A 20,037-nucleotide genomic window follows, 5' to 3' on the forward strand; every position below is an offset into this window, starting at 1 on the left:
ATGGAGGAAATTATATCAGGCGGGGGCGGAGACCGGTCCGATCCGTCCTGCGATCGTGCGGCCCGTCATCACCGCGCCGGTCCGGCGGATGCGCGGCGACAATGCGCCGTGCGGCGCAAATCGCGTACAATGCAGGTCCTATGCGAGAGTGGAATCTGCAGGCGGCCGATCCGCTGTCCCTCTTCCTCGCCGCCGACGCCCGGTTTTGCGCCCCGGATTACGCCGACGACCAGGTTTGGGAGCTGTGCCTGCGCGGCGGGGATCCTCCCGCGCTGGCCGCGGAGACTATGCTGGGCTTGCGCGCCGTCTCGCTTCGCCTGTTTCCGGTTTTCATTTCAGCCAGCCGGCCCGTGCAGGATCCGGCGGCGTTTGCTTCGCCGCCGGCGGTGCGCCGCTTCGCGCCGAATTACCTGAAGGTGTACTGCGCCCCGAATAAAGATTTGGTGGCGGTGTGCGAATACTGGGTCCCGGATTCGCACACGCTGGCCGGAAGGATCACGCTGAACGCGGCCGGGCCCGATCCGGTTAGCGGGGAATGCCTGCTGGCGGGCATCCTCCGTCCGGCGGCGGAGGGTTCGCCGTTCACCGCCGAGTCGGCGGGCCCCTACGAGGGCGTGTATCTACGCGGGAAGGTGCGGAACGCGGTGCCGGTCCTGGTAGCGGCGGCCGCGGCTGGAATCGGCCGGGGGGCCGTCCCTTCGCTTAAGGTGGCTTTCGAAGCCGGTCCGGAGCGGCCCGCCTTCGTGCGCTGGGTGTTCTCCTGCCTGCCCACGGCGGAGGAGGGATTACGCAGCGCGCGGGTGGTCCTGGCGCGGGAATGGGACGCGGAAACCGCGCGGATCGAACTGGCGGGCGAATCGATTCCGGATTTCGAGACCGGCCGCAAGGATTGGGACGCGGTCCTGGCCTTCTCCCAGACGTCGGCGATCCAATCGCTGGTCGGGGCTACCCGCCATCTGCCGCACGCCTCGCCGGTGAACGGCCGCAATCCGGAGCGCGGCTACTCGCTGCGCGGCGACGGCGGAGATTATGCGCCGGCCTGGTCCGGAGCAAACCTGGCCGATCTGATGCTCATCCTCCCGGTGTGGGCGCTCGCCAGGACCGAAGCGGCCAAGGACCTGCTGAGGAATTATCTCGTTGCGGCCGGCGAGGGACTGCCGGATGCGCGCCCCGGCGCCGGGAGGCAGCGCGCCGGACTGCTCGCGCCGCCGCTCCTGGCGCAAGCCGCAGGCCGGGCGACAGCCGGCCGCGAGGACCCGCAGTTCGTGGCCGAACTCTGGCCGCTGATCGAACGGACACTGGAAGCGTGGTTCGATCCGGCGCACGACCGCGACCAGGACGGTGCGCCGGAATGGGACCGTGCGGATTCCCTCGGTCCGGAAACCGCGCCGATGTTCGCGCGCAGGGAGCCGCACGGCGGCTGGATCCTGCCGGAGGAGGTGGAGAGTCCGTCGTTGGCGGCGCTCCTGGCGGGTGAATGCTCAGCCGCCGCGCGCCTCTCGCGGCTGGTCGACGTGCCCGAGCGCGCGCAGTACTGGAACAAGCGCGGCGGCGAAGCCCGCCGGGCGTTGGAAAAGATGGCGGCCGCGGACGCCTACCGGACGCTCGACCGCGTGACGCATGCTTCCCCGGCCGGAAGGAACTTATGGTGCGGCCGCCCCGGCGGATCGACCGCCTTGCACGCCGATCTGGAGGAATCCGCCCGAATCCTTCTGCGTTGTTCGGGCGCGCCGGAAACTCGGCCGATCCTGCGGGTGATCCTCTCCGGAAGGGACGCGCAGGGCAAGGAATGCGAAGAGGAATTCCGCGGCGAAAATTTCTTCTGGCTGAGGGGGGCCGGCGCCTGCTTCAGTCGCACGGTTTGGAAGCGGATCGATGCGATCCGCGCCGCCGGGCCGGCGGAGGGAATGGAGTTCCGGATCGACCTTCCCGGCCTGAGGCGGGAGGATCTCTCGCATTTTCTGCCGCTGTGGAGCCGGTCGGTCCCGGCCGCGCGCGCGGAGGCGCTGCTCGGGCGGCTGGCCGCCGGTTCGGCGTTCGATTCCCGCTTCGGCCTGCGGTTCGTCCCGCGCACCGATCCCGCCGCCGGAGTGGAAGACGGCGGCGTGTGGATGGTTTGGAATATGCTGATGGGGGAGGCCGCGCTCCGGCTGGGAAAGGGAGACCTTGTGCTGGAGTGGGTGGAAAAGTGGATGGACGCGCTCGCGGCTTCCCTGCGCGCCGACCATTCTTTCCGCTCCTGTTACGACCCCGAACGCGGCGCGGGATGGGGGCCGCGCAACTCCCTGCAAGGGATCTTCCCCGTCGGCCTGTTTCTTTCGGCGCTGGGTGTGCATCCGGTATCCACCAACAGATTATGGGCGGGAGGCCGGTCGATCTTCCCCTTCCCGGTGACCATCCGCTGGCGCGGGATGACGATCCTGCGCGAGGGCGAGACCGTCCGCGTTGAATTTCCTTCCGGACGCATCCGCCACTGGCGGGGTTCCGGGCGGATGCTGATTGCGGACGAAGAGTGACCCCTGCCTCGTCTGGCTTCCCCTAGCTTTCCCTCGCTCCGCTCGGGACAGGCGCTCGGGACAGGTTTGGCCGCCTTCTCCCAGCGCACTTGCGCCCGCAATGTCTTTGCCTCGGCAAATCGCGGATGCTCGTCGATTAAGCGCGGCGGCGGAACGTTTTTCCCCGGAGTGAATGGACGGGAGGTGGGATGAGGGGGAGGCTGAGGAAATCCGTCTGTTTCCTGCAAAGAGAAGAATGGGATGATTTGGGGAAGGCATGGGAGGACCGGGGTGTGATTCCCCATAAAACCGGGATTAATACCGTTTCCGAAAACAATTAATAAGGAAAGGAACGGAAAACAAGCCTATAATCGTCCTTAGATTGTGAAAAACGGGTGAAAAGAAGGTGACAATAATCCGGACGTTTATTGCCGCGTGGAAAGGAGTGCAATAGAATACCAGCATGAAGGAATCCAGGATTTCTTGGCGGATTAAACGCACCCGGCGCGCGCGTCCGCGCGGACAGAGCATCGTCGAATTCGCGCTAATGCTGCCGATTCTGCTGATCATCCTCTCCGGGCTGTTCGAGTTCGGATTCATTTTCACCCACTACCTCGCCGTGCTGGACGCGGCGAGGAACGCCGCGCGGTTCTCCTCCGACAGCCAGTACGACATGCGCGACACGGATCCGGACTGCACCAGGCTTAATGACGGGTCGTCGACCCAGGATTTCTACCGCCAGACGGCCTGCTTGGCGGTCGACGAACTGATGCTGGAACAACCGACGATCGAACTGTGCCTGCCGGGGATGCTTACACCGGGCTGCTCGGGGAACTGGGACGACATGGATGATGTCATCGTCTCGGCATTCAGCGTCATGCGGGTCGGTACGACCCAAGTGAAGCGATTCCCGCTGGATGTATTCGGCGGCGAACTCCTCGACGGGTGGTCGTACGCCTGCGACCTGCGGTATTTCATCGACGGTTCATGCGACCAGTTCAATCCCGCCTTCCGGACTGGGATGCACAAGACCGAATTCAGCAACGCCCGGATCATCAGCATGCTGCAGCCCGGCACGCCCAGCACCGGATACGTCCTGGTGGAGATCAAGTACCACTACCATCAGGTCCTGGCCCTGCCGTGGTTCACGCAGTTCGTGGACGACCCAGTGCGCTTCAACATCTACTCGATTTGGCCGCTGGTATCGGCCGAGCCGACGTCGACCTTCGTGCCGTCCGCGACGCCGTAGGTGAGGAGGAAGGCCAGATGAGATTCTTCGACGATTGGCACACCCGCAGGCGGATCCGGTCCGCTGGCCAGGCGTTGATCCTGATCGTGCTGACCTTTTTCGGCTTGCTGTTTTTCCTCGGGTTGATGGTGGACCTGGGGCAGATCTTCCTCGCCAAAGGCTACCTGCGGCGGGCGGCCGACGCCGCCTCGCTCGCTGCTGCGGCCCAATTCCGCGAGAACCGCACAATCGTCGAAATGACCAAGGCCGCGGAAGAGGTGGCGCTGATGAACGGCGTGGCCCCGACCACGATCCTAGTCGAGACCTGCCAATCGACGGGGGGAACCGACGCGTATTTGTGCCCCGAACCGGGCGAGATGCCGAAGAAGCTTGTGCGGGTAACCGTCGTCATGAAGTACCCGATGACCTTCCTGGTCCTGCTGGGGATCAACGACGTCACCCTCCAGGAGGTTTCCGTCAGCGAGGCGGCGGCGATGGACGTGGTCCTGGTGATCGACGTCTCGGAATCGATGGCCTGGCTGGGGACGACGCCGGAACAGCGCGATCCGTCGATGTGCAATCCGCCGATGGACAACTGCACCCCGATGCGCGAAGCGAAGGATGCCGCTTTGCAGTTCATCGACCGGCTGTTGAACAAACCCGCCGCGGACGAAGAGGACCGCCTGGCGATCGTCACCTTCGCCAACGGATGGCAGGGAGGTGAGCGGGGAACGCGGGTTCTGCCCTTGGACGGGGGAACGACCGGGTGGACGAGCGACAACGCGAACGCCAAGAACTGGGTGAATGGCATCAACGTCTACGATCCGGGAGTCGCGTATATCAACAACGGCAGTCCGTTGCCGGATCCGGTGCCGATCCATCCGGTGCGGATGTACACCGCGACGAACGAATTCCAAGGGATGGTCTGCCTGCGCACCCTGGTGGCGGCGGATCCCTCCTCCGATCCCAAAGCGGAGGCGATTTCCGCCTGCGGGACGACCAACATCGGCGGCGGCCTGCTGATGGCCGGCAACCAGTTCGCCAAGGCGAAACGGCCCGACGCCTTGTGGGTGGTGGTCCTCCTGACCGACGGGATGGCCAACGCCACTTTTGCCACCCGCCAGGATCTGGGGATGGGTCTGCCCGACGAGGCCATCGTCCTGCCGGGAGGCTCGGATCCCGATTATGATTCGGTGATAAAGACGGAGGTGATCCCGAATTTCCCGCTGGGATTCTGCCCGAGCGGCACCTGGGACGGGCCGTCGGTGGATCCGGCCTTTTCTTATTGCCAGGATCACGACGCGAAGAACTACAACTCGCCTACCAGCGGCTCGTACGACGCCGACGATTTCGCCCGGGATATGGGCCGATTCGTCGGCTGTCCGGCGGTCGTCGCCTCGCCGGCGACCGGATGCGGCTCGACCAAGGGGCAGGGGGCGGTGATCTTCGCCATCGGGCTGGGCGATGAGATCGACCGCCGGGATCCCAACAACTTCGCCTACGGAGGCGAACTGCTGAGGTTCATCGCCGCAATCGGCGACGACGGCAACCCGGACACCAACCTGTGCGCCTCGGAGCCCGATTACAAGAAGAATTGCGGCAACTACTACTACGCCCAGGAAGGCACGGACCTCGGACCGGTGTTCGAGGCGATCTATTCGCGGATCTTCACCCGGCTGACGGCCTGAGTGCTCCGGACCGGACGGAGAAAAGAGGTTACGATGATCACAGAACTGATCCTGGGAATGAAGACCGCCGCCGCCGGGAGCCCCTCCGGAAGGCGGCGCACCCGCGGCCAGTCGCTGGTGGAGTTCACGCTGGTCCTCCCGGCGCTGCTCTTGCTGATCTTCGGGATCATCGAGTTCGCGCGGATTTTTTATTCCTGGCTGATCGTCACCAACGCGGTGCGCACCGGAGAGCGCTACGCCGTCACCGGCGACTACATGGAGAAATACTGCGAGGGCGCGCACGGCGCGATCGCGGACAGCCGCGGCGACAACGACGGCGATTACTGCGAGAAGATCATCGACACCTCGAATTCCGCGCACGCCCAGGCGCAGGACGAGATGCGGGCCCGGGAGGAGGACTACGCCCGGCTGATGTCGATCGTCGAGGTCACCAACAACGCCGCCAGCGGGTTGCTGCGGGCGACCGAATCTTCCAGCAACCCCCTGTTCCCCACGGTGGCATTTAAAACCCCGGGCTACTTCCACATCGTCGTCTGCAGCAACAGCAAGGGATTCGGCTACACCAAGATGGGCAGCGCGGCCGACTGCGAATGCACGCCGCACGACGACGCCGGCAACCCGATGGAGGGGATGGTCCGGGTGCAGGTGTCGATCACCTTCGAGCATCCGCTGATCATGCCGTTGATCAGCTCGGTCTGGCCGCACATCACCCTGCACGCCGAGCGCAGCGGCTTCCTCGAGCAGTTCCGCGTGGCGCGCGTGCTGGGGGTGGCGCCGCCCGGAATGCTCTACAACACCAACACCTTCACGCCGATCACGCCGACGCTGACGCCGACGATCACCCTCACGCCGACGATCACCGACACGCCGACGATCACGTACACGCCGACCGACACGGCCACCCCGACCTCGACCGACACCACGACCAACACCAACACGCCCACCTCGACCAGCACCAACACGCCCACGCGGACGGTCTTCACCAGCACGCCTTCCCACACCCGGACGGCGAGCCGGACCTACACCCCCTCGCGGACCCGGACCCCGACCCGGACCCGGACGGCCACGCGGACTCAGACGACCACGCCGACGATCACCAACACGCCGACGATCACCTACACCCCGTCGCGCACGCTTTCGCCGACGATCACCTACACGCCGTCGATCACCTACACTCCCAGCCGGACCTACACCCGGACGATCACCCGCACGTCGACGTCCACCCGCACTCCGACGAGAACCCGGACTCCGACGCGGACGCGAACGATCACGTCCACGCCGACGCGCACGTCCACCTATACGATCACGCTGACTCCCTCGCGCACGTACACCCGGACGCCGGTGACCCCGACCCTGACGCCCACCCGGACCATGACCCGGACGCCGGTGACGCCGACCCTGACGCGCACGCACACACAATCTCCTTCGCGCACTCCCGTGATCCCTTCGCAAACGGCGACGCCGACTCCCTCCCGTACGTTGACTCCGTCCGTCACGCGAACCGCAACGCGCTCGCCGAGCCGGACTCCTTCGCGGACCTATACGCCGGCTTCGCCGACCATGACCCGTACATTGACGCCGTTGCCGACGATGCACATCGGTTGAGGCGCGGAGGGGCGGAACAGAATATCAACGGGCTTTGCGGCCGCGGCGGTCCACCGGACCGCCGCGGCCTTCTTACCCGCATGCGCCGGAGGATGAACGCCCCGCGGCCCGATCCGCGTCCGCCCTCGGCGCAATTTTATCCGGGGGAAGCGGGGCGTCGCCGCGCGGCAATTTCTTTTTTGAGTACAATCTCCCCATGCGCGCCTTGGATCGCCGTCTGCTTGCCCGCTGGCTCCCCGTCCTGGTCTTCGGGACGGCGATCCTTTCCTGGATTTGGATCTATTCCCGGTTCCTGCGCTTTTTTTTCTACGTCCCCAACCCGTTCCTGCCCCAGCTTACGCTTATCCAATGGCTGACCGGTTTCGCCGCCGCAATCCTGGCTTTGGCCCGGGCGGGGCGGGAAGCCGGCCCCGACCGGCGCGCCTGGCTGTTCCTCGGAATCGCGTTGACGCTCTGGCCGCTGGCCGACGGGCTGGAGCAGTTCCTTCCGACGCATTGGTCGTTGTTTCACAACCTCCTGCCGCGCCCGGCGCATATTGCGGCGTACGGGATGGCGTTCGCCGCGGTGGTTTTCTTCGCGCCGATTCCGCAGGCGCGCTTCGGGCGGCTGAGGTTCCTGGTGGATATCGTCATCCACGCCGCCTCCTGGGGAGTGCTCCTGTGGTTTCTGCTGGTCGAGCCGGTCCTCAAGCCCTTGCAGGCCACGCTGGAATTGAGGTTTTGGATCGCGCTGTATGCGATCCTCGATCTGATCCTGCTGATGCTGGTTGTCTGGCTCCAGGGAGGGTCTGAAAGGCCCTCGCGGATGCTGTGGCTGTTGGCCGGCGGCTATTTCCTGCTCTCCACCCACGATCTGGTCACGGGGTTCCTTGTCTTGCAGGGCGGGGTTCAAGCCTACGTGTATACCGGCTTCCTGATGGTCGGGGGGTACGCGCTGATTGCCGCGGCTGCATCCGCTTCGCATCCGCGGAACGCCGCCGACGCCGAGCCCTCCCGGGCAGGCGCGGATGGATTCCGCCGGCGCTGGCGGCGGATCGAGGAGCGCTGGCTGCCGCTGGTTTCGACCGCGGCGCTGGCGATCTTTTTGGCGGCGGAATGGCGGCGCGTCGGCCAGGCCGATTCACTGCTCCTGCTGGCCACGCTGGGCCTGAGTCTGCTGCTCTTTCTGCGCGAAGGCATCATCGCCGGCCAGGCGGAAGTGGCCGGGTACGCGATGCTGATCGAGCACATCGAGGACCCCGCCTTCATCTGCGACGGCGGGGGACGGATCCTGCTCGACAATCCCCCCTTGCGCAAGCTGCATTCCAGGGTGCGGGCCTCCGACCGATTGGAGGATCTGCTTCCGGTGAGTCCGGAGTGGGATTTTTTACTCCGCGAAGCCCGAACCGGCGGCTGGGGAGGCGAAGTGTGGGTGACCTCCTCGGGGCGCGGGTCCTTTCCCGCCTGGTTGGTCCTCCAAACCCTGCCGCGCGTGGAAGGAGGGCGCGAGCGGTACGCCGCACTGCTCCACGACCTCTCCCCCCAGCGCCGGCAGGAAGAATCCCTGCGCGAAGCCTACCGCCAGGCCGAAGAATCCCGCCGGGCGCTCGAACGCTTGAGTGCGCAGCTGGAAGAGAAGGTGGCGGAAAAGACGGCGGATCTTTCCCGGGCGCTCGAACAGCTCGAGGAGCAAAACCGACTCCTGCGGTCGCTCGATCGGCTGAAATCCGAGTTCGTTGCCCTGACCTCGCATGAGCTGCGCACACCGCTGACGGCGATCGGCGGCGGATTGGAACTGATTGCCGCGCACAAGCAGCCGCTGCCGGCCGGAATCCGCACAACCCTGGACCTGGTGCGCAAGGAAACCGAACGGCTCAGCCGGTTCGTGGAGAGCATTCTCAACCTCTCGGCACTCGAGTCGGGCCGGATGCCGTTGCAGATCGGGCCGATGCGGCTGGACGAGGCGCTCGGGCGGGCGCGTTCGGCGCTCGCCGCGGCTCACGGCGGACCGAACAGCCGCAACCTCCGCCGGCTCAAGATCCGGATTGCGAAGAGCCTGCCGGACGTGGCGGCCGACGAGCATATCCTCTCCAGCGTGTTTTTCCAGCTGATCGACAACGCCTTCAAGTACGCGCCCGAAGGCCCGGTGACGGTGACGGCCGAGGCGGAGGGGAGCGGGGTCAAGGTTGTCGTCGCGGACCGCGGACCGGGAATCCCCGCCGAGCACCGGGATCGGCTGTTCCAAATGTTCTCGCGCTTGGAGGATCGCGACACCCCGCGCGTGCGCGGGGTGGGGCTCGGGCTTTACATATCACGTAAAATGGTGGAGGCAATGGGCGGGACGATCGAGTTGGCGCCGGCGAAACGCGGCCTTGCGCTATGCATCCGCCTGAGAACGTTCGCCGAGGAGACATGAATCGGAAGATTCTGCTGGTGGACGACGACGAATCTCTGCGCCAGGTGATCTCCCAGTACCTGACCCAGGAAGGGTACCGCGTATTCGCGGCCGGATCCGGTGCGCAGGCGCTGCGGCTCTTCTATGCCGAGCGGCCGGATGCGGTCCTGCTGGACCTGATGATGCCGGGGATGGACGGCTGGGAGGTGTGCGCCCGTCTGCGGGAACTTTCCGACGCGCCGATCCTCCTGGTGACGGCTCGCACCTCGCAGGAAGACAAACTGCGCGGCTTCCGGCTGGGAATCGACGACTACCTTTCCAAGCCGTTCAGCCTGGCCGAGCTGGCGGCCCGACTGCAGGCGGTGCTGGCCCGCAGCCGGAAGCCGCTCGCGGAATCCGAGCGGATTCTGGCCTGGCAGGATCTGCGCATGGACCTCGGCAAGCGCCAAGTGTGGTGCGGCGGGAAACCCGTCCCGCTCACCCCGACCGAATTCCGACTGCTGGAGATCCTGCTGCGCAAACAGGGCAGCGTGGCCAGCGAGGAAGAATTGCGCGAGGAAATCTGGGGCAGCGAACGCCCGATAGATTCTTCGGCGGTGCGGCGGTACATCTGGCTTCTGCGCCAGAAGGTCGAAATCGATCCGGCCAAACCGGCGCGGGTGCTGGCGGTGCGCGGCGCGGGATACCGCTTGGGGCCGTGAGGCCCTCTCATTCTTCCACATACGGGTGGAGAGGGGGCGGAGGGAACGGACGGTGAGAAGCTGTCAGTAAAAATCCGTGTCAACTCACTCCGATGCAAGTTTTTTTACAGGCCGATAAAAACTTTTCATTCCCCCCTCATCCCATCCTTCCGCCGCTGTTCCCCGCCGCTCTCGGGACGGGCGTTCCGGGATAAACACTCCCAGCCCACCTCTCACGATTGATGGTTTCGAATAATTGCATCCTGGTTCCGCCAATATGGGGCAGGGAAGCCGGTCTCGGCGTAATTCCGGGAAGGGCGCCCGGACCTATCCCGAGCACTTGTCCCAAGCGCCCGCCGCCAAGAGCCGCCATTCCCTTCCCAAGATTTGCGCCGGGACGGGACTTCTTTTTTTCCTACCCCCAACCCTTCCCAACCCTAAGGGTCGACAAGGGTCGACAAGGGTTGGGAAGGGTTGGACATTCGTTGGATTCCGCGGTCTTTTCTGCCGTAAAATGCATGTCCCCATTTGTCGCGGATAAATCGGTCGTTCCGAGTCGGAAGCGATTAGCGAGGCTGCCGAGGGGCGGGTGCGGTAGAATTCTCCCCATGGAGCGGATCCGCCTGCCGGCCGTATTCGCGCTGATCGCAATTCCACTCTGCCTCACCCCCTGTTCCGCTTCCGCGGCGGAAGGGGACACGGCCTATCTGTTCGGCCTCGACAACGCCCAATTCCCCCAAATCAGCGCCTTTCTCTCGGCCACGGACGGGCTCGGCTTCCGCCGGGAAGGGTTGACCGCGGAGCAGGTGACCCTGTGGGAAGACGATTCCCCCGCCCGCAACCTGGGTCTGAAGGAGGTTCAAACCGGCATGCGGCTAGTCGTCGTTTTGGATCCCGGGCTGGACCTGCTCTACAAGCTTCCCGACGGCGAGGCGCGCATCGACCGGCTGCGCCGCGCAATGGCCGATTGGCTCGGGACGCTTGGGCAACAGGGGATCGACGATCTGACGCTTGTCACCCCGCAGGGGATCGCCGTATCGCATGCTTCCGATCCGGAAACGTTCCTGGCCGGCCTGCGGGCGTATGCGCCGAAGATACCGGCGGAGCGGACGCTGGACGCCCTGCTGGTGGATGCGCTCGGGGCCGCGGCCGATCCGTTGCCGTATCCCGGAATGCGCGCGCTGATGATCGTGTTCTCCGCCTCGAGGCTTTCGCAGGCGGAGGACATCGGCAAAGGATTATGCCCGCGCGCCCGGGAACTGCACGCCCCGTTGTACGGGATCTGGTCCGGCCGCGTAGAGCCCTCGGCCCAAGCGGATATGGATGCCCTCGCGGGCTTGGCCGAAGAGTGCGGCGGCTACTCCGTCGCCCTGGAAAGCTCGACCGGGACGGCGACGATGTTGGGGGCCGTTGCCAGCCAGAGGATCCAATACCGGCTGGAGTATCGATCATCGGCTTCCGATTCCGGAGAACACACCCTCGCCGCCGCGGTGGCGCAGGAGGATTTCCAGGCCGAGACGGAGCCTCTGCGGTTTTCGCTGGCGGTCCAGCCGCCGGCGGTCGAATGGATCGATTTTCCGGAGCGGATAAGCCGCAAAGGAAGCGAGGTCTCCACTCACGTGGACGCCTATCTGCCCGGCGCCGTCGATTTGCGGGTCGAAGTCGTCTTTCCCGACGGGCACCCGCGGGAGATCGTCGCCATGCAGCTGTTTGCGGACGGAGAGTTGATCGAAGGGGAATGCCTGGGGAATCCGTGCCGCGGGATCCGCTTGGATTTGCGCCGGTACCCCTCGACGGCGACGATCCGCCTGCAGATGGTGGTCCGCGACGAACTCGGGCTGGAGGGAAAATCGGAGGAGCGGAAGCTTTGGCTTGCGGTGGAGCGTCCCGCGTTGTGGGATGTCTTCCGCCAACAATACCTTGTGCCGGCGGCGGTCATCCTGGGAGCGGCGGCGGCGGCCGGGATTCTGACCGCGACGCTGGTCAACCTGAACCGGATCCGCGCCGTGCGTGCGGCGGACGGATTGATCTTCCCGAACGCCGCCCCGGCGGCCGTGGTTCCGGGATCGGATCTGGCATCGCGCTTCGGCATCCGAAGGCGCAGGAAACGCTTCCCGGCCGAATCCCCGGCGGAGACCTACGCCGTGCTGGAAGAGCTCGGGGAAAGCGGCCGGCGTTACGAACTTACCGCCGAGGATGTGATCGTCGGCCGGGATCCGCGGGCGGCCGGGATCGTGCTGAACGATCCGTCGGTCTCTCCGCGCCACGGGCGGATCGTGCGCATGGGCGACGGGAGCCCGTGGATCTTCGATTTGGGATCGGCCGCGGGCTGCTGGAAGAATTTTGAGGAAGTTCCGCCGGAGGGGGCCTCCCTCCGGCAAGGGGACCGGTTGAATTTCGGACGGGCCGCGTTCCGCGTGCGGCTCAAGCCGCTCCCCGCCGGAAAGGAGATCCTCCATGAAGCGTAAAGACTCGCCTCGGTTGGAAACGGCGGCGGATTCGCACATCGGCCAGGTGCGGACGAACAACGAAGACCGCTTCGCAGTGGTCCCTTTGGAATGCAACGGGGTGAGGAGCGTATTGGCCCTGGTGGCCGACGGCGTAGGCGGGCATGCCGCAGGCGAGGTGGCTTCGCAGACGGCGGTGGAGACGGCGGTGAACGCGGTGCGCGCCGATCCGTGCGCCAATCCGGTGAAGGTCCTGCCGGAAGCCGTGATCCGCGCGGGGCAGGCGGTGTTCTCACAAGCCGCGAAGGATCCGGCCTTGCGGGGGATGGCCACCACGCTGGCGGCCGTCTGGGTGGTCGGGAGGCGGCTCTACAGCATCACCGTCGGCGATAGCCGGATCTATATGCGGCGGAAGGGAATTACATTCCAAGCCAGCGTCGATCACACTTGGGTCCAGGAAGCGGTGGAGCACGGATTGCTCACGCCCGACCAGGCCCATATGCATCCGAACGCGCACGTTCTGCGCCGGCATCTGGGCGGGGAGAAGGATCCACAGCCGGATCCGCGCCTACGGATCTCTCCGGACGAGCCGCTTCCGGAATCCGCCGAGCATCAGGGGATGACGATGGAAGACGGGGACGCGCTGGTGCTGTGCACCGACGGCTTGAGCGACCTGGTGCAGGCGGAGGACATCGGCCGGGCGCTGCGCCACAGACGGCTGGAGCGCACGATTCAGGAGCTGATCGAACTCGCGCGGCGGCGCGGAGGGCACGACAACATCACGGTGGCGGCGCTGCGATTCCCGGCGGCGGAAGCGTTCGGGCCGTTTCCGAATTGGCTCCGCCGGATTGTGGTGTTCGGCCTTTCCGCCCTGATCCTGGCCGCGGCGGCCGTCGCCGCCTATGCAATCCTTTTAGCCCCGGGACGTTAAGTCGCCTTTCGCCGGAATGCGGCGGCCGAATTCCTCCCGCCAAACCGAAAGCCCGATCTCTTCACCCCGCAGCGGCGCGCCGCCATCCGGCTTGGCCGATGCCCGCTTTCCGTTTTGCTTGTTCGCCAGCAATCGGGAAGCGATCTCCCCCTTCCGCCGAGCCTCGGCGCCATCCCCCATCCCGCGTGCTAAGGGCGGCCGTCCGGTCATGCCGTGGAGATCGGAGGATCATCCGGGGCCGGACGGCGTGCCCCCGGCCGCTTTCTCGGTGACGAAGCGGGCGAAGATCAGCGCCGCGGCGAAGCGGCCGATGGCGGACAGCGCGAACACCGCCTTGTAGCCGAAGGCCGTCACCACGGCGCCGCCGGCGAGGGAGCCGAGGGCCAGCGATAGGGCGACGACGATCTGGTGGATGGCGGTAAAGCGCGCCCGCTCGGAGCGCGGGCTGATCTGCATCAGCAGGTTTAGGACGCACATCGTAAACCCCGACCACAGCGCTCCCGAGGCAAGGTTGATCCACAGGACGTATCCGGGGGAGGGGACGATAATCCAGGCCAGCGGAAGGGCGGGGATCAGCAGGCTGGTGATCAGAACGATCCGCCGCGGCCCCCAGCGGTCGGCGAGCGGGCCGAAGATCCGCAAGGCCGGCAGGCTGGAAAGGCTCATGGCGGCGGTGAGCAGTCCGACTTGGATCATCGTCGCCTTTAGATCGCGAACCAGGTAGACGTTGAAAAACGGGGCGGCGACATTGAGCGAAAAATTCCACACGGCGCTGTGCAGGCACAAGGCGAGGAAGACGGGATGGGCGAGGACGCTGCCGAGGATCGGCGACGGTCCGGCGGGCGGAACGCGGGGCGAAGGCCGGGGCGAGGGATCCTGGATCCGCGAGAAGCAGAACCAGGAGGCGCCGCCGGACAGGAAGGCCAACCCAAACGCCCATTGGTATCCGGCGGGAAACCCTTCCTGGTTGATGATCCAGCCGGCGGCGAAGGCGGCGGCCATGCCGGCGACGGTTTGAGCGATCGTGCGTGAGGAGAAGTAGCGCCCGCGCTGGCCGAGCGGGACGATATCGGCGGCCAGGGAAGTCCAGGCCGGGAGCGAAAGGTTGCCGGCTGTATCCCGCAGGACGACCAGCGCAATCGCCAGATGCACCGCGGCTTCCCCCCGCAGGAAGAATGGGATCAGCAGGAGGAGCAGGATCACGATCCGTCCGACCGCGCCGCCGGCAACCAGGACGATTTGCTTGCGCACCCCGAAGCGTTCTGAGAGGAACGCCCCGGGCAGGAGGGCTAGCGCCGCGCCAAGGCCGGAAAGGGCGCCGAGCAGCCCGATCTGTGCGGAACTTGCGCCGAGCGCCACGGCGAACAACACCAGATAGGCGTTGATGATCGAATCGCTTCCGAGGGCGAACGCGCCGTCGAACCAGAACCAACGCAGGGACGCCCGCGCTTGTTTCGGCAGATCGCCCACCCAACGGCCGCCGGCGCTGATCAGGGCGGCTTGGCTTCGCAGGCGGGCCAACGGGGCCGCGGGCGGAAATCCGGCGGGGCGGGGCGGAAATTTCGGCTTGGCCGCGCGGTCGGCCTGCGGCGGATGCGGAGCGGGATTAACTGCGGGCTTGCGAGACGCCCGGCGGGGCTTGGCGGACGGTTTTCCCATGCGAAGGTAAAGGGGGGGAAGTCAGATCTGCTCGAAGACGGGCGAATCGACAACGAACAGGATGGCGCGGTTCTGGCCTGATTCGGCCGGACAACAGGTCCGGCGGAAGATTTCCACGATCTCTTCCAGCTTGTCTTCGGGGATGCCGATTAGAAGGGTGACATTGCCTTTTCGCAAAAAGCCGCCGGTGGAGGCGATGCGCGTGAACCGAAAGCCCCGTTCGGTCAGGCGGTCGGTGAGCGCCGGATCGTCGATATCGCGGATGACACATATGAGAAGTTTCATGCGGCGGCCTTTCAGAGTTGGATGAATCGTTCGACGGGAAACGCAACCAGAAAAGCGCCTCCGACCTCGGCTTCGATCATCAGCGGCAGAGTGGGCAGGAGCGAACCGTCGGGCTGGACCGGGACCAGCCGTTTGTGGGTGGCGCACAGGCTGCGGACATGCTCAAGCAGGATGTTTTGATCCGCGCCGGAAAAGCCGATCAAGAGGGTGGAGGAGGGTTCCAGGATGAAGCCGCCGCGGCTTTCGATGATCGTGACTTGGAATCCGGCTTGGGTCAGCCGGCGGGTGAGTTCGTCGGCGGTTCCTCCTTGCAGGATGATGATGGCCACGCGGTCGACGGATTTATTCGATGCCATGGGCGGTCCCGGCGCAAACCCCGCGCCTGATACGAATATAACCTTGGCGCGGAGCGGTGTCAATCGAAAACGGAGGGGCATTTCTGCGGCGGACGGACCGCCTCCACGCCGTCGAAAATACCCCCGCGGCGGCGGGATGAGGGATTCGGATGCGGATTCGTCCGGAGGCGGTATACCCACCCGGATGGGCGCCAGGATGATCGCCGTTGCCGGGGCGCTGGGGAAACGATGGAAAATCCGAGGCCATCGCCCAATTTCGGCGCCGCCCGAAAGCCTGCGCGGATCATGTGGATTTCCCTTGGGGGGAGCGACGAATGCCGGCGGGTACGATGGGGCTCCTGCAAAACGGCGGATCGCGCCGGCGTCCGGGGCGTCCCGGTGCGGAAACGGCGCAGCGTCCTATTCAGGATTCGGGTAGAATAACCGCAAGGGAATCGAAGCCGTTCTCCGGCGAGGGCGAATGAACGCGGAAGCGTTGTTGGACATCACCGACATCTCCCTGTTGATGATCGAAGAGCGCCCGAAAAAAAGCGTCGTGGTCGCCGTCCCGCACCACGCACCGGCGGGGAAGGAAATCCTCCCCTGCCTGGAACACCAGGAAGCGGACGAGAACGCCGGATTCCTGGGCCGCTACCTGGCCGAACGCCTCAACTGCTGCAGCGTGATCGCCTGCAATTATCCGGTGGATTCCAACAAGTTTTTCCGCAGCGATTACTCGATGCAGATCGCCGCCTGGAATCCGAAAGTGCTGGTGGAGATACACGGCCACAGCGGCCGGAAGGCCAAAGCCGCCGTCGAGATATCCTCGGGGGGCGGGGGAAGCGCCGTCCACGCCAAACTCCTGGCGGAGAAACTGGCGGAGGCGTTCCAGGAACACGAGGCCCTGCGGGCCTTCACCGTGTGCGGGGATTACGAGGCGATCTTCTACAAGGCCAGCGGTACGGTGACGATCACGGACGGACGCTGGGTGGGCTATCACATCGAACTGCCGCCGAACCTGCGCAAGATGATCGAGGGTATGGACACCAAACCGCCCAAGGCGGGGTACGCCTTCTGCGACGCGTTGGCGCGGGCGCTGCAGGAAATCCACAAGCTGTAAGCGCGCTTCCCCGGACGCAGTCTTTTTTTCCTCCCTTTCTCGAAACCCGGTTGGTTGCCTCTCTCCCGTAGGAAAATTTTGGTTTCCTGCTTGGGAATGACGGACGCCTCGGCATGGGGGCAAAAGGGCGGCAGGGTTTGACAAACGTCCTTCCCGGAGGCAATATGACGTAGTACGACATATCGCAAGGCGCCATAACGGCGGCGCGGGAGGGCGCAATCCATGACGCCAACCGGGGAGAATTCAAACGGACCGCTGACCGAAGCGGCGTTCTACATCCTGTTGAGCCTGGCCCCCGGGCCCAGGCATGGATACGCGATCCTCAAGGGAGTCGAGGGGCTCAGCCAGGGGAGGATTCGCTTAAGCACCGGCACGCTGTACGGCGGGCTGAAGCGCTTCCTGGAAAGCGAATGGATCCGCCGGGTTCCCGGGAAGGACGGCGGAACAACCGACCGGCCGCGGAAAGCCTATGCCCTGACCGGGAAAGACCGGCAAATATTGACCGCGGAAATCGCGCGCCTGCAGAACCTGGTCCGCACGGCGCGGATCCGTACGGCGCGGGCGGAATGAATACAGCGGTGGGGATTGCGGAACGGATTTTCGTCGCGCTTCTCGGGGCGTACCCCGCCGCTTTCCGGGAAAGCTTCGATTCGGAAATGCGGGAGATGTTTTCCGAGAGCGTGTGCCGGGCGGCCGACCGGGGAATCCTACCGTTTCTGGCGGTCGTACTCCGCGAACTGGGAGACCTGCCGGTGAATGTGCTCGCGGAACATTGAGGGGCTAATGCCATGCAAACCCTGCAGATGTCGCAACCGATCGTACGCCCGGTCTGGTGGGGGCCGTCGGATTCGGACGCGGCGCGGCGCTGGTCAACGCGGTAAACACACTGCTTTCCCTGCGGCCGTCGGAAGGGATAGCCGCCCTGGCGGGGGAGGAACGCTTCTGGGGCGAGTTCCTGGGTTACGCGATCATGGGCGGACTGGGCGGATTGCTGTTCGCCCTGGTCTGCAAGCGGCCGGACAAAGCCAAACTCTTCTTCAATGGGGGATCCCTGGGCTTCCTGGCCGGGCATTTCCTGTGGTGCGCGGCAATGCTCGGCTCCAGCATTCTCATGATCACAGTCGGATGGATGGAAGATCCGGCGGGTCTGGTGATGGCGGCGGTGCATTGGACCGACTTGATGTTCATGTTCGCCGCGACAGGCCTGGCGATCGGTTTTTTCTCGCGCAGCGGACGGCTGGCTGCCCAGTTGGCCGGCAGCGGCGCGTTTGGCGCCGGGCTCGGATTGCTGCTCGGGGCGGCGTTCTGCGGCGCAGTTTCGCTGATCGGCGGATCCGCGGCCGGGCGGATCGCGTTGATCACGGCCGTCACCTTCGCGGTGAACGGCATCAGCGCGATCCTGGGCGGCGTGCTGCTCGGCCGGGCGATCGGCAAGGCCGGCGGCGCTCCGGCTCCGAAGTCCGCCCGAGCGAGTCGTCTGATCGGACCTCCCCGGACCGCCCGGCCTTTGCCGCGGCGATCCTTTTTTCGCCGCCGTCGGGCCGGACGCGCCTCCCGGAGGTTCAATCCCGGCGGGCATTCGAGTACAATGCCTCCGGCGCCGCGGCCCGCCGTTCGGCCTGTGCGAGGATCCCCTGCGCCGCGACCGACGGTTTTTGGAAATGTTGAAAAAATTCTTCAAGCGGACTCCGGTGTACCCTTTCTTTCGGGATGCGAGGATCCTGTTGCGCTGGACGGCGGCCGGGAAGCCAGCCCCGCCGCCGCATCTGGTCAAACAACGCGTCCTCCGGCAGTACGCCCGCCGGCGGCGGTTGCGGGTGCTGGTGGAGACCGGAACCTACCGCGGCGACATGGTCGACGCGGTCAAAAGGGATTTTGAGCGGGTGTATTCGATCGAATTGGGAGAGGAGCTGTTCCGCGCGGCGCAGCGGCGGTTCGCCGGCGCGCCGAACGTCGTCCTCCTGCAAGGCGACAGCGGCGGGGTGTTGCCCGACCTGCTCAAGCAAATCGACCGGCCGGCGCTCTTCTGGCTCGACAGCCACTACTCGGACGCGGACACGGTGCGCAGCGGCCTGATCACGCCCATCCGCCAAGAACTCGAGAGCATCCTGAAGCATCCGCTGGCGCACCGACACGTCATTCTGATCGATGACGCCCGGCTGTTCAACGGCGAGGACGACTACCCGGCGCTGGAATCCATCCGCGCGGTCGCGCGCGATGCCGGATTCGAGCACTGCGACGTCGAGGACGACATCATCCGCATATGGAACGGCGCGGAGCGCGCCCGGCGATGAGGCGCAATCCCGGCAAAGCCTGGGTGGATTTCGAACGCCGGTCGACCGCGCGTGAGCGCCGGATCCTCGACGGATTGACGACCCCGGAACGCCTGCAAGCCTTCCTCGACCGAATCCCCTACCGCGGGGAAGACCGATACCGCTGTCCGCTGAGCTTTCTCCGCGATCGGCGGGGCCATTGCTACGACGGCGCGGTTTTCGCGGCGATGGCGCTCGGGCGGATGGGGCATCCGCCGCGGATCGTGGAATTGCTTCCCAACCGGCGGGACGACGACCACATCCTGGCCGTTTACAGGCGCGACGGCTGCTGGGGGGCGGTCGCCCACTCCAACTTCACCGGCCTGCGCTACCGCGAGCCGGTGTTCCGCGACCTGCGCGAATTGGTGATGTCGTACTTCGAGGATTTTTTCAACGTCGAGGGTGAAAAGACTCTGCGGGGCTTCACCCGGCCCCTCAACCTGGAGGTCTTCGATTCGCACCTTTGGATGACCCGGGATGACGCGATGAAGGCCATCGCCAAGGGATTGGACCGGACCGCGAAGCGAGGAATCCTCAGCCCACGGATGATCCGCCGGTTGGCGCGGGTGGATGAACGGACCCGCCGCGCCGGATTGGCAGGCGCGGTGCGATCCGGTTTATTCACACCGCGATGATTCGGCGCTTTTCCATCTTCGTGGCAATGTCCGGATGAGGCCAAGGTCGCGAGAAGATTTTCGACCGCAAAGGGCACAGAGGGCACAAAAGAAAATCCTAGGTGCCCTTTGTGTTCTTTGTGGCAAAATGGCCGGAAGAATTTGCTAACCACAAAAGGCACAGAGGGCACAAAGTCAAACCCTATGTGCCCTTTGTGTTCTCTGTGGCTAAAGAGGTCAGAAGGATTTTCTCGCCACAAAGGG

The 20,037-nt window shown here is 65.3% G+C and carries 17 protein-coding genes; 13 read left to right on the top strand and 4 right to left on the bottom strand.

Annotation, left to right across the window (positions count from 1 at the left end):
• The first annotated feature begins 140 nt into the window (after positions 1–140).
• The 8 genes from JW929_14535 (at position 141) to JW929_14570 (ending at position 13,448) form a co-directional block, all read left to right on the top strand.
• Positions 141–2,516: a hypothetical protein gene (locus JW929_14535; GenBank protein ID MBN1440622.1), complete on the top strand. Its 2,376-nt coding sequence runs from the start codon at positions 141–143 to the stop codon at positions 2,514–2,516.
• A 442-nt stretch (positions 2,517–2,958) separates the two neighbouring features.
• A complete protein-coding gene (locus JW929_14540) occupies positions 2,959–3,744 on the top strand; it encodes a pilus assembly protein (GenBank protein ID MBN1440623.1) in 786 nt (261 codons plus the stop codon).
• A gap of 17 nt (positions 3,745–3,761) precedes the next feature.
• Positions 3,762–5,411 carry a VWA domain-containing protein gene (locus JW929_14545; protein ID MBN1440624.1) on the top strand — a complete coding sequence of 550 codons (1,650 nt, stop codon included), beginning with the start codon at positions 3,762–3,764 and terminating at the stop codon, positions 5,409–5,411.
• A 33-nt stretch (positions 5,412–5,444) separates the two neighbouring features.
• Positions 5,445–7,016, top strand: coding sequence for a pilus assembly protein (locus JW929_14550; GenBank protein MBN1440625.1), 1,572 nt, complete (start codon positions 5,445–5,447; stop codon positions 7,014–7,016).
• Positions 7,017–7,212: 196 nt separating this feature from the next.
• Positions 7,213–9,411 (top strand): HAMP domain-containing histidine kinase, encoded by a 2,199-nt coding sequence (locus JW929_14555; protein ID MBN1440626.1) that lies wholly within the window; start codon positions 7,213–7,215, stop codon positions 9,409–9,411.
• The gene (locus tag JW929_14560) at positions 9,408–10,091 is read left to right on the top strand and encodes a response regulator transcription factor (GenBank protein MBN1440627.1); all 684 of its coding nucleotides are present in this window, start codon (positions 9,408–9,410) and stop codon (positions 10,089–10,091) included. The genes JW929_14555 and JW929_14560 overlap by 4 nt, the downstream gene beginning before the upstream one ends.
• A gap of 587 nt (positions 10,092–10,678) precedes the next feature.
• Complete coding sequence (locus tag JW929_14565) at positions 10,679–12,538, top strand: FHA domain-containing protein (GenBank protein MBN1440628.1); 1,860 nt, start codon at positions 10,679–10,681, stop codon at positions 12,536–12,538.
• On the top strand, positions 12,528–13,448 hold the full coding sequence (locus JW929_14570; GenBank protein ID MBN1440629.1) for a serine/threonine-protein phosphatase: 921 nt from the start codon (positions 12,528–12,530) through the stop codon (positions 13,446–13,448). The genes JW929_14565 and JW929_14570 overlap by 11 nt, the downstream gene beginning before the upstream one ends.
• A gap of 228 nt (positions 13,449–13,676) precedes the next feature.
• On the opposite strand, the gene JW929_14575 is transcribed toward JW929_14570, so the two are convergent.
• The 3 genes from JW929_14575 to JW929_14585 all read right to left on the bottom strand — a co-directional run bounded on the left by JW929_14575 (position 13,677) and on the right by JW929_14585 (position 15,748).
• Positions 13,677–14,969 (bottom strand): MFS transporter, encoded by a 1,293-nt coding sequence (locus JW929_14575; GenBank protein MBN1440630.1) that lies wholly within the window; start codon positions 14,967–14,969, stop codon positions 13,677–13,679.
• 159 nt (positions 14,970–15,128) lie between these two features.
• Positions 15,129–15,392, bottom strand: a complete 264-nt coding sequence (locus JW929_14580) for a cyclic-di-AMP receptor (protein ID MBN1440631.1) — start codon at positions 15,390–15,392, stop codon at positions 15,129–15,131.
• Between the two features lie 11 nt (positions 15,393–15,403).
• Positions 15,404–15,748: a cyclic-di-AMP receptor gene (locus JW929_14585; GenBank protein ID MBN1440632.1), complete on the bottom strand. Its 345-nt coding sequence runs from the start codon at positions 15,746–15,748 to the stop codon at positions 15,404–15,406.
• 460 nt (positions 15,749–16,208) lie between these two features.
• Between JW929_14585 and JW929_14590 the strand changes: the two genes are divergently transcribed.
• The 3 genes from JW929_14590 (at position 16,209) to JW929_14600 (ending at position 17,623) form a co-directional block, all read left to right on the top strand.
• Positions 16,209–16,847, top strand: a complete 639-nt coding sequence (locus JW929_14590; GenBank protein ID MBN1440633.1) for a hypothetical protein — start codon at positions 16,209–16,211, stop codon at positions 16,845–16,847.
• A gap of 222 nt (positions 16,848–17,069) precedes the next feature.
• Positions 17,070–17,417: a helix-turn-helix transcriptional regulator gene (locus JW929_14595; protein ID MBN1440634.1), complete on the top strand. Its 348-nt coding sequence runs from the start codon at positions 17,070–17,072 to the stop codon at positions 17,415–17,417.
• Entirely contained in the window at positions 17,414–17,623 is a 210-nt protein-coding gene (locus tag JW929_14600; protein MBN1440635.1) for a hypothetical protein, read from the top strand. Before JW929_14595 ends, JW929_14600 begins: the two co-directional genes overlap by 4 nt.
• A 184-nt stretch (positions 17,624–17,807) precedes the next feature.
• On the opposite strand, the gene JW929_14605 is transcribed toward JW929_14600, so the two are convergent.
• Positions 17,808–18,281 (bottom strand): hypothetical protein, encoded by a 474-nt coding sequence (locus JW929_14605; protein ID MBN1440636.1) that lies wholly within the window; start codon positions 18,279–18,281, stop codon positions 17,808–17,810.
• A gap of 227 nt (positions 18,282–18,508) precedes the next feature.
• Here JW929_14605 and JW929_14610 point away from each other — a divergent pair, with 227 nt between their 5' ends.
• Positions 18,509–19,141 carry a hypothetical protein gene (locus tag JW929_14610; protein MBN1440637.1) on the top strand — a complete coding sequence of 211 codons (633 nt, stop codon included), beginning with the start codon at positions 18,509–18,511 and terminating at the stop codon, positions 19,139–19,141.
• Positions 19,138–19,794 (top strand): hypothetical protein, encoded by a 657-nt coding sequence (locus tag JW929_14615; protein MBN1440638.1) that lies wholly within the window; start codon positions 19,138–19,140, stop codon positions 19,792–19,794. Before JW929_14610 ends, JW929_14615 begins: the two co-directional genes overlap by 4 nt.
• Positions 19,795–20,037: the final 243 nt, after the last annotated feature.

It is taken from the genome of Anaerolineales bacterium, assembly GCA_016928575.1.
GTDB lineage: Bacteria > Chloroflexota > Anaerolineae > Anaerolineales > RBG-16-64-43 > JAFGKK01.

Bases quoted from the DNA above. Each gene is read 5' to 3' on its own strand.
- JW929_14535 (MBN1440622.1), top strand. From the start codon at position 141: ATGCGAGAGTGGAATCTGCAGGCGGCCGATCCGCTGTCCCTCTTCCTC.
- JW929_14540 (MBN1440623.1), top strand. From the start codon at position 2,959: ATGAAGGAATCCAGGATTTCTTGGCGGATTAAACGCACCCGGCGCGCG.
- JW929_14545 (MBN1440624.1), top strand. From the start codon at position 3,762: ATGAGATTCTTCGACGATTGGCACACCCGCAGGCGGATCCGGTCCGCT.
- JW929_14550 (MBN1440625.1), top strand. From the start codon at position 5,445: ATGATCACAGAACTGATCCTGGGAATGAAGACCGCCGCCGCCGGGAGC.
- JW929_14555 (MBN1440626.1), top strand. From the start codon at position 7,213: ATGCGCGCCTTGGATCGCCGTCTGCTTGCCCGCTGGCTCCCCGTCCTG.
- JW929_14560 (MBN1440627.1), top strand. From the start codon at position 9,408: ATGAATCGGAAGATTCTGCTGGTGGACGACGACGAATCTCTGCGCCAG.
- JW929_14565 (MBN1440628.1), top strand. From the start codon at position 10,679: ATGGAGCGGATCCGCCTGCCGGCCGTATTCGCGCTGATCGCAATTCCA.
- JW929_14570 (MBN1440629.1), top strand. From the start codon at position 12,528: ATGAAGCGTAAAGACTCGCCTCGGTTGGAAACGGCGGCGGATTCGCAC.
- JW929_14580 (MBN1440631.1), bottom strand. From the start codon at position 15,392: ATGAAACTTCTCATATGTGTCATCCGCGATATCGACGATCCGGCGCTC.
- JW929_14585 (MBN1440632.1), bottom strand. From the start codon at position 15,748: ATGGCATCGAATAAATCCGTCGACCGCGTGGCCATCATCATCCTGCAA.
- JW929_14590 (MBN1440633.1), top strand. From the start codon at position 16,209: ATGAACGCGGAAGCGTTGTTGGACATCACCGACATCTCCCTGTTGATG.
- JW929_14595 (MBN1440634.1), top strand. From the start codon at position 17,070: ATGACGCCAACCGGGGAGAATTCAAACGGACCGCTGACCGAAGCGGCG.
- JW929_14600 (MBN1440635.1), top strand. From the start codon at position 17,414: ATGAATACAGCGGTGGGGATTGCGGAACGGATTTTCGTCGCGCTTCTC.
- JW929_14610 (MBN1440637.1), top strand. From the start codon at position 18,509: ATGTTGAAAAAATTCTTCAAGCGGACTCCGGTGTACCCTTTCTTTCGG.
- JW929_14615 (MBN1440638.1), top strand. From the start codon at position 19,138: ATGAGGCGCAATCCCGGCAAAGCCTGGGTGGATTTCGAACGCCGGTCG.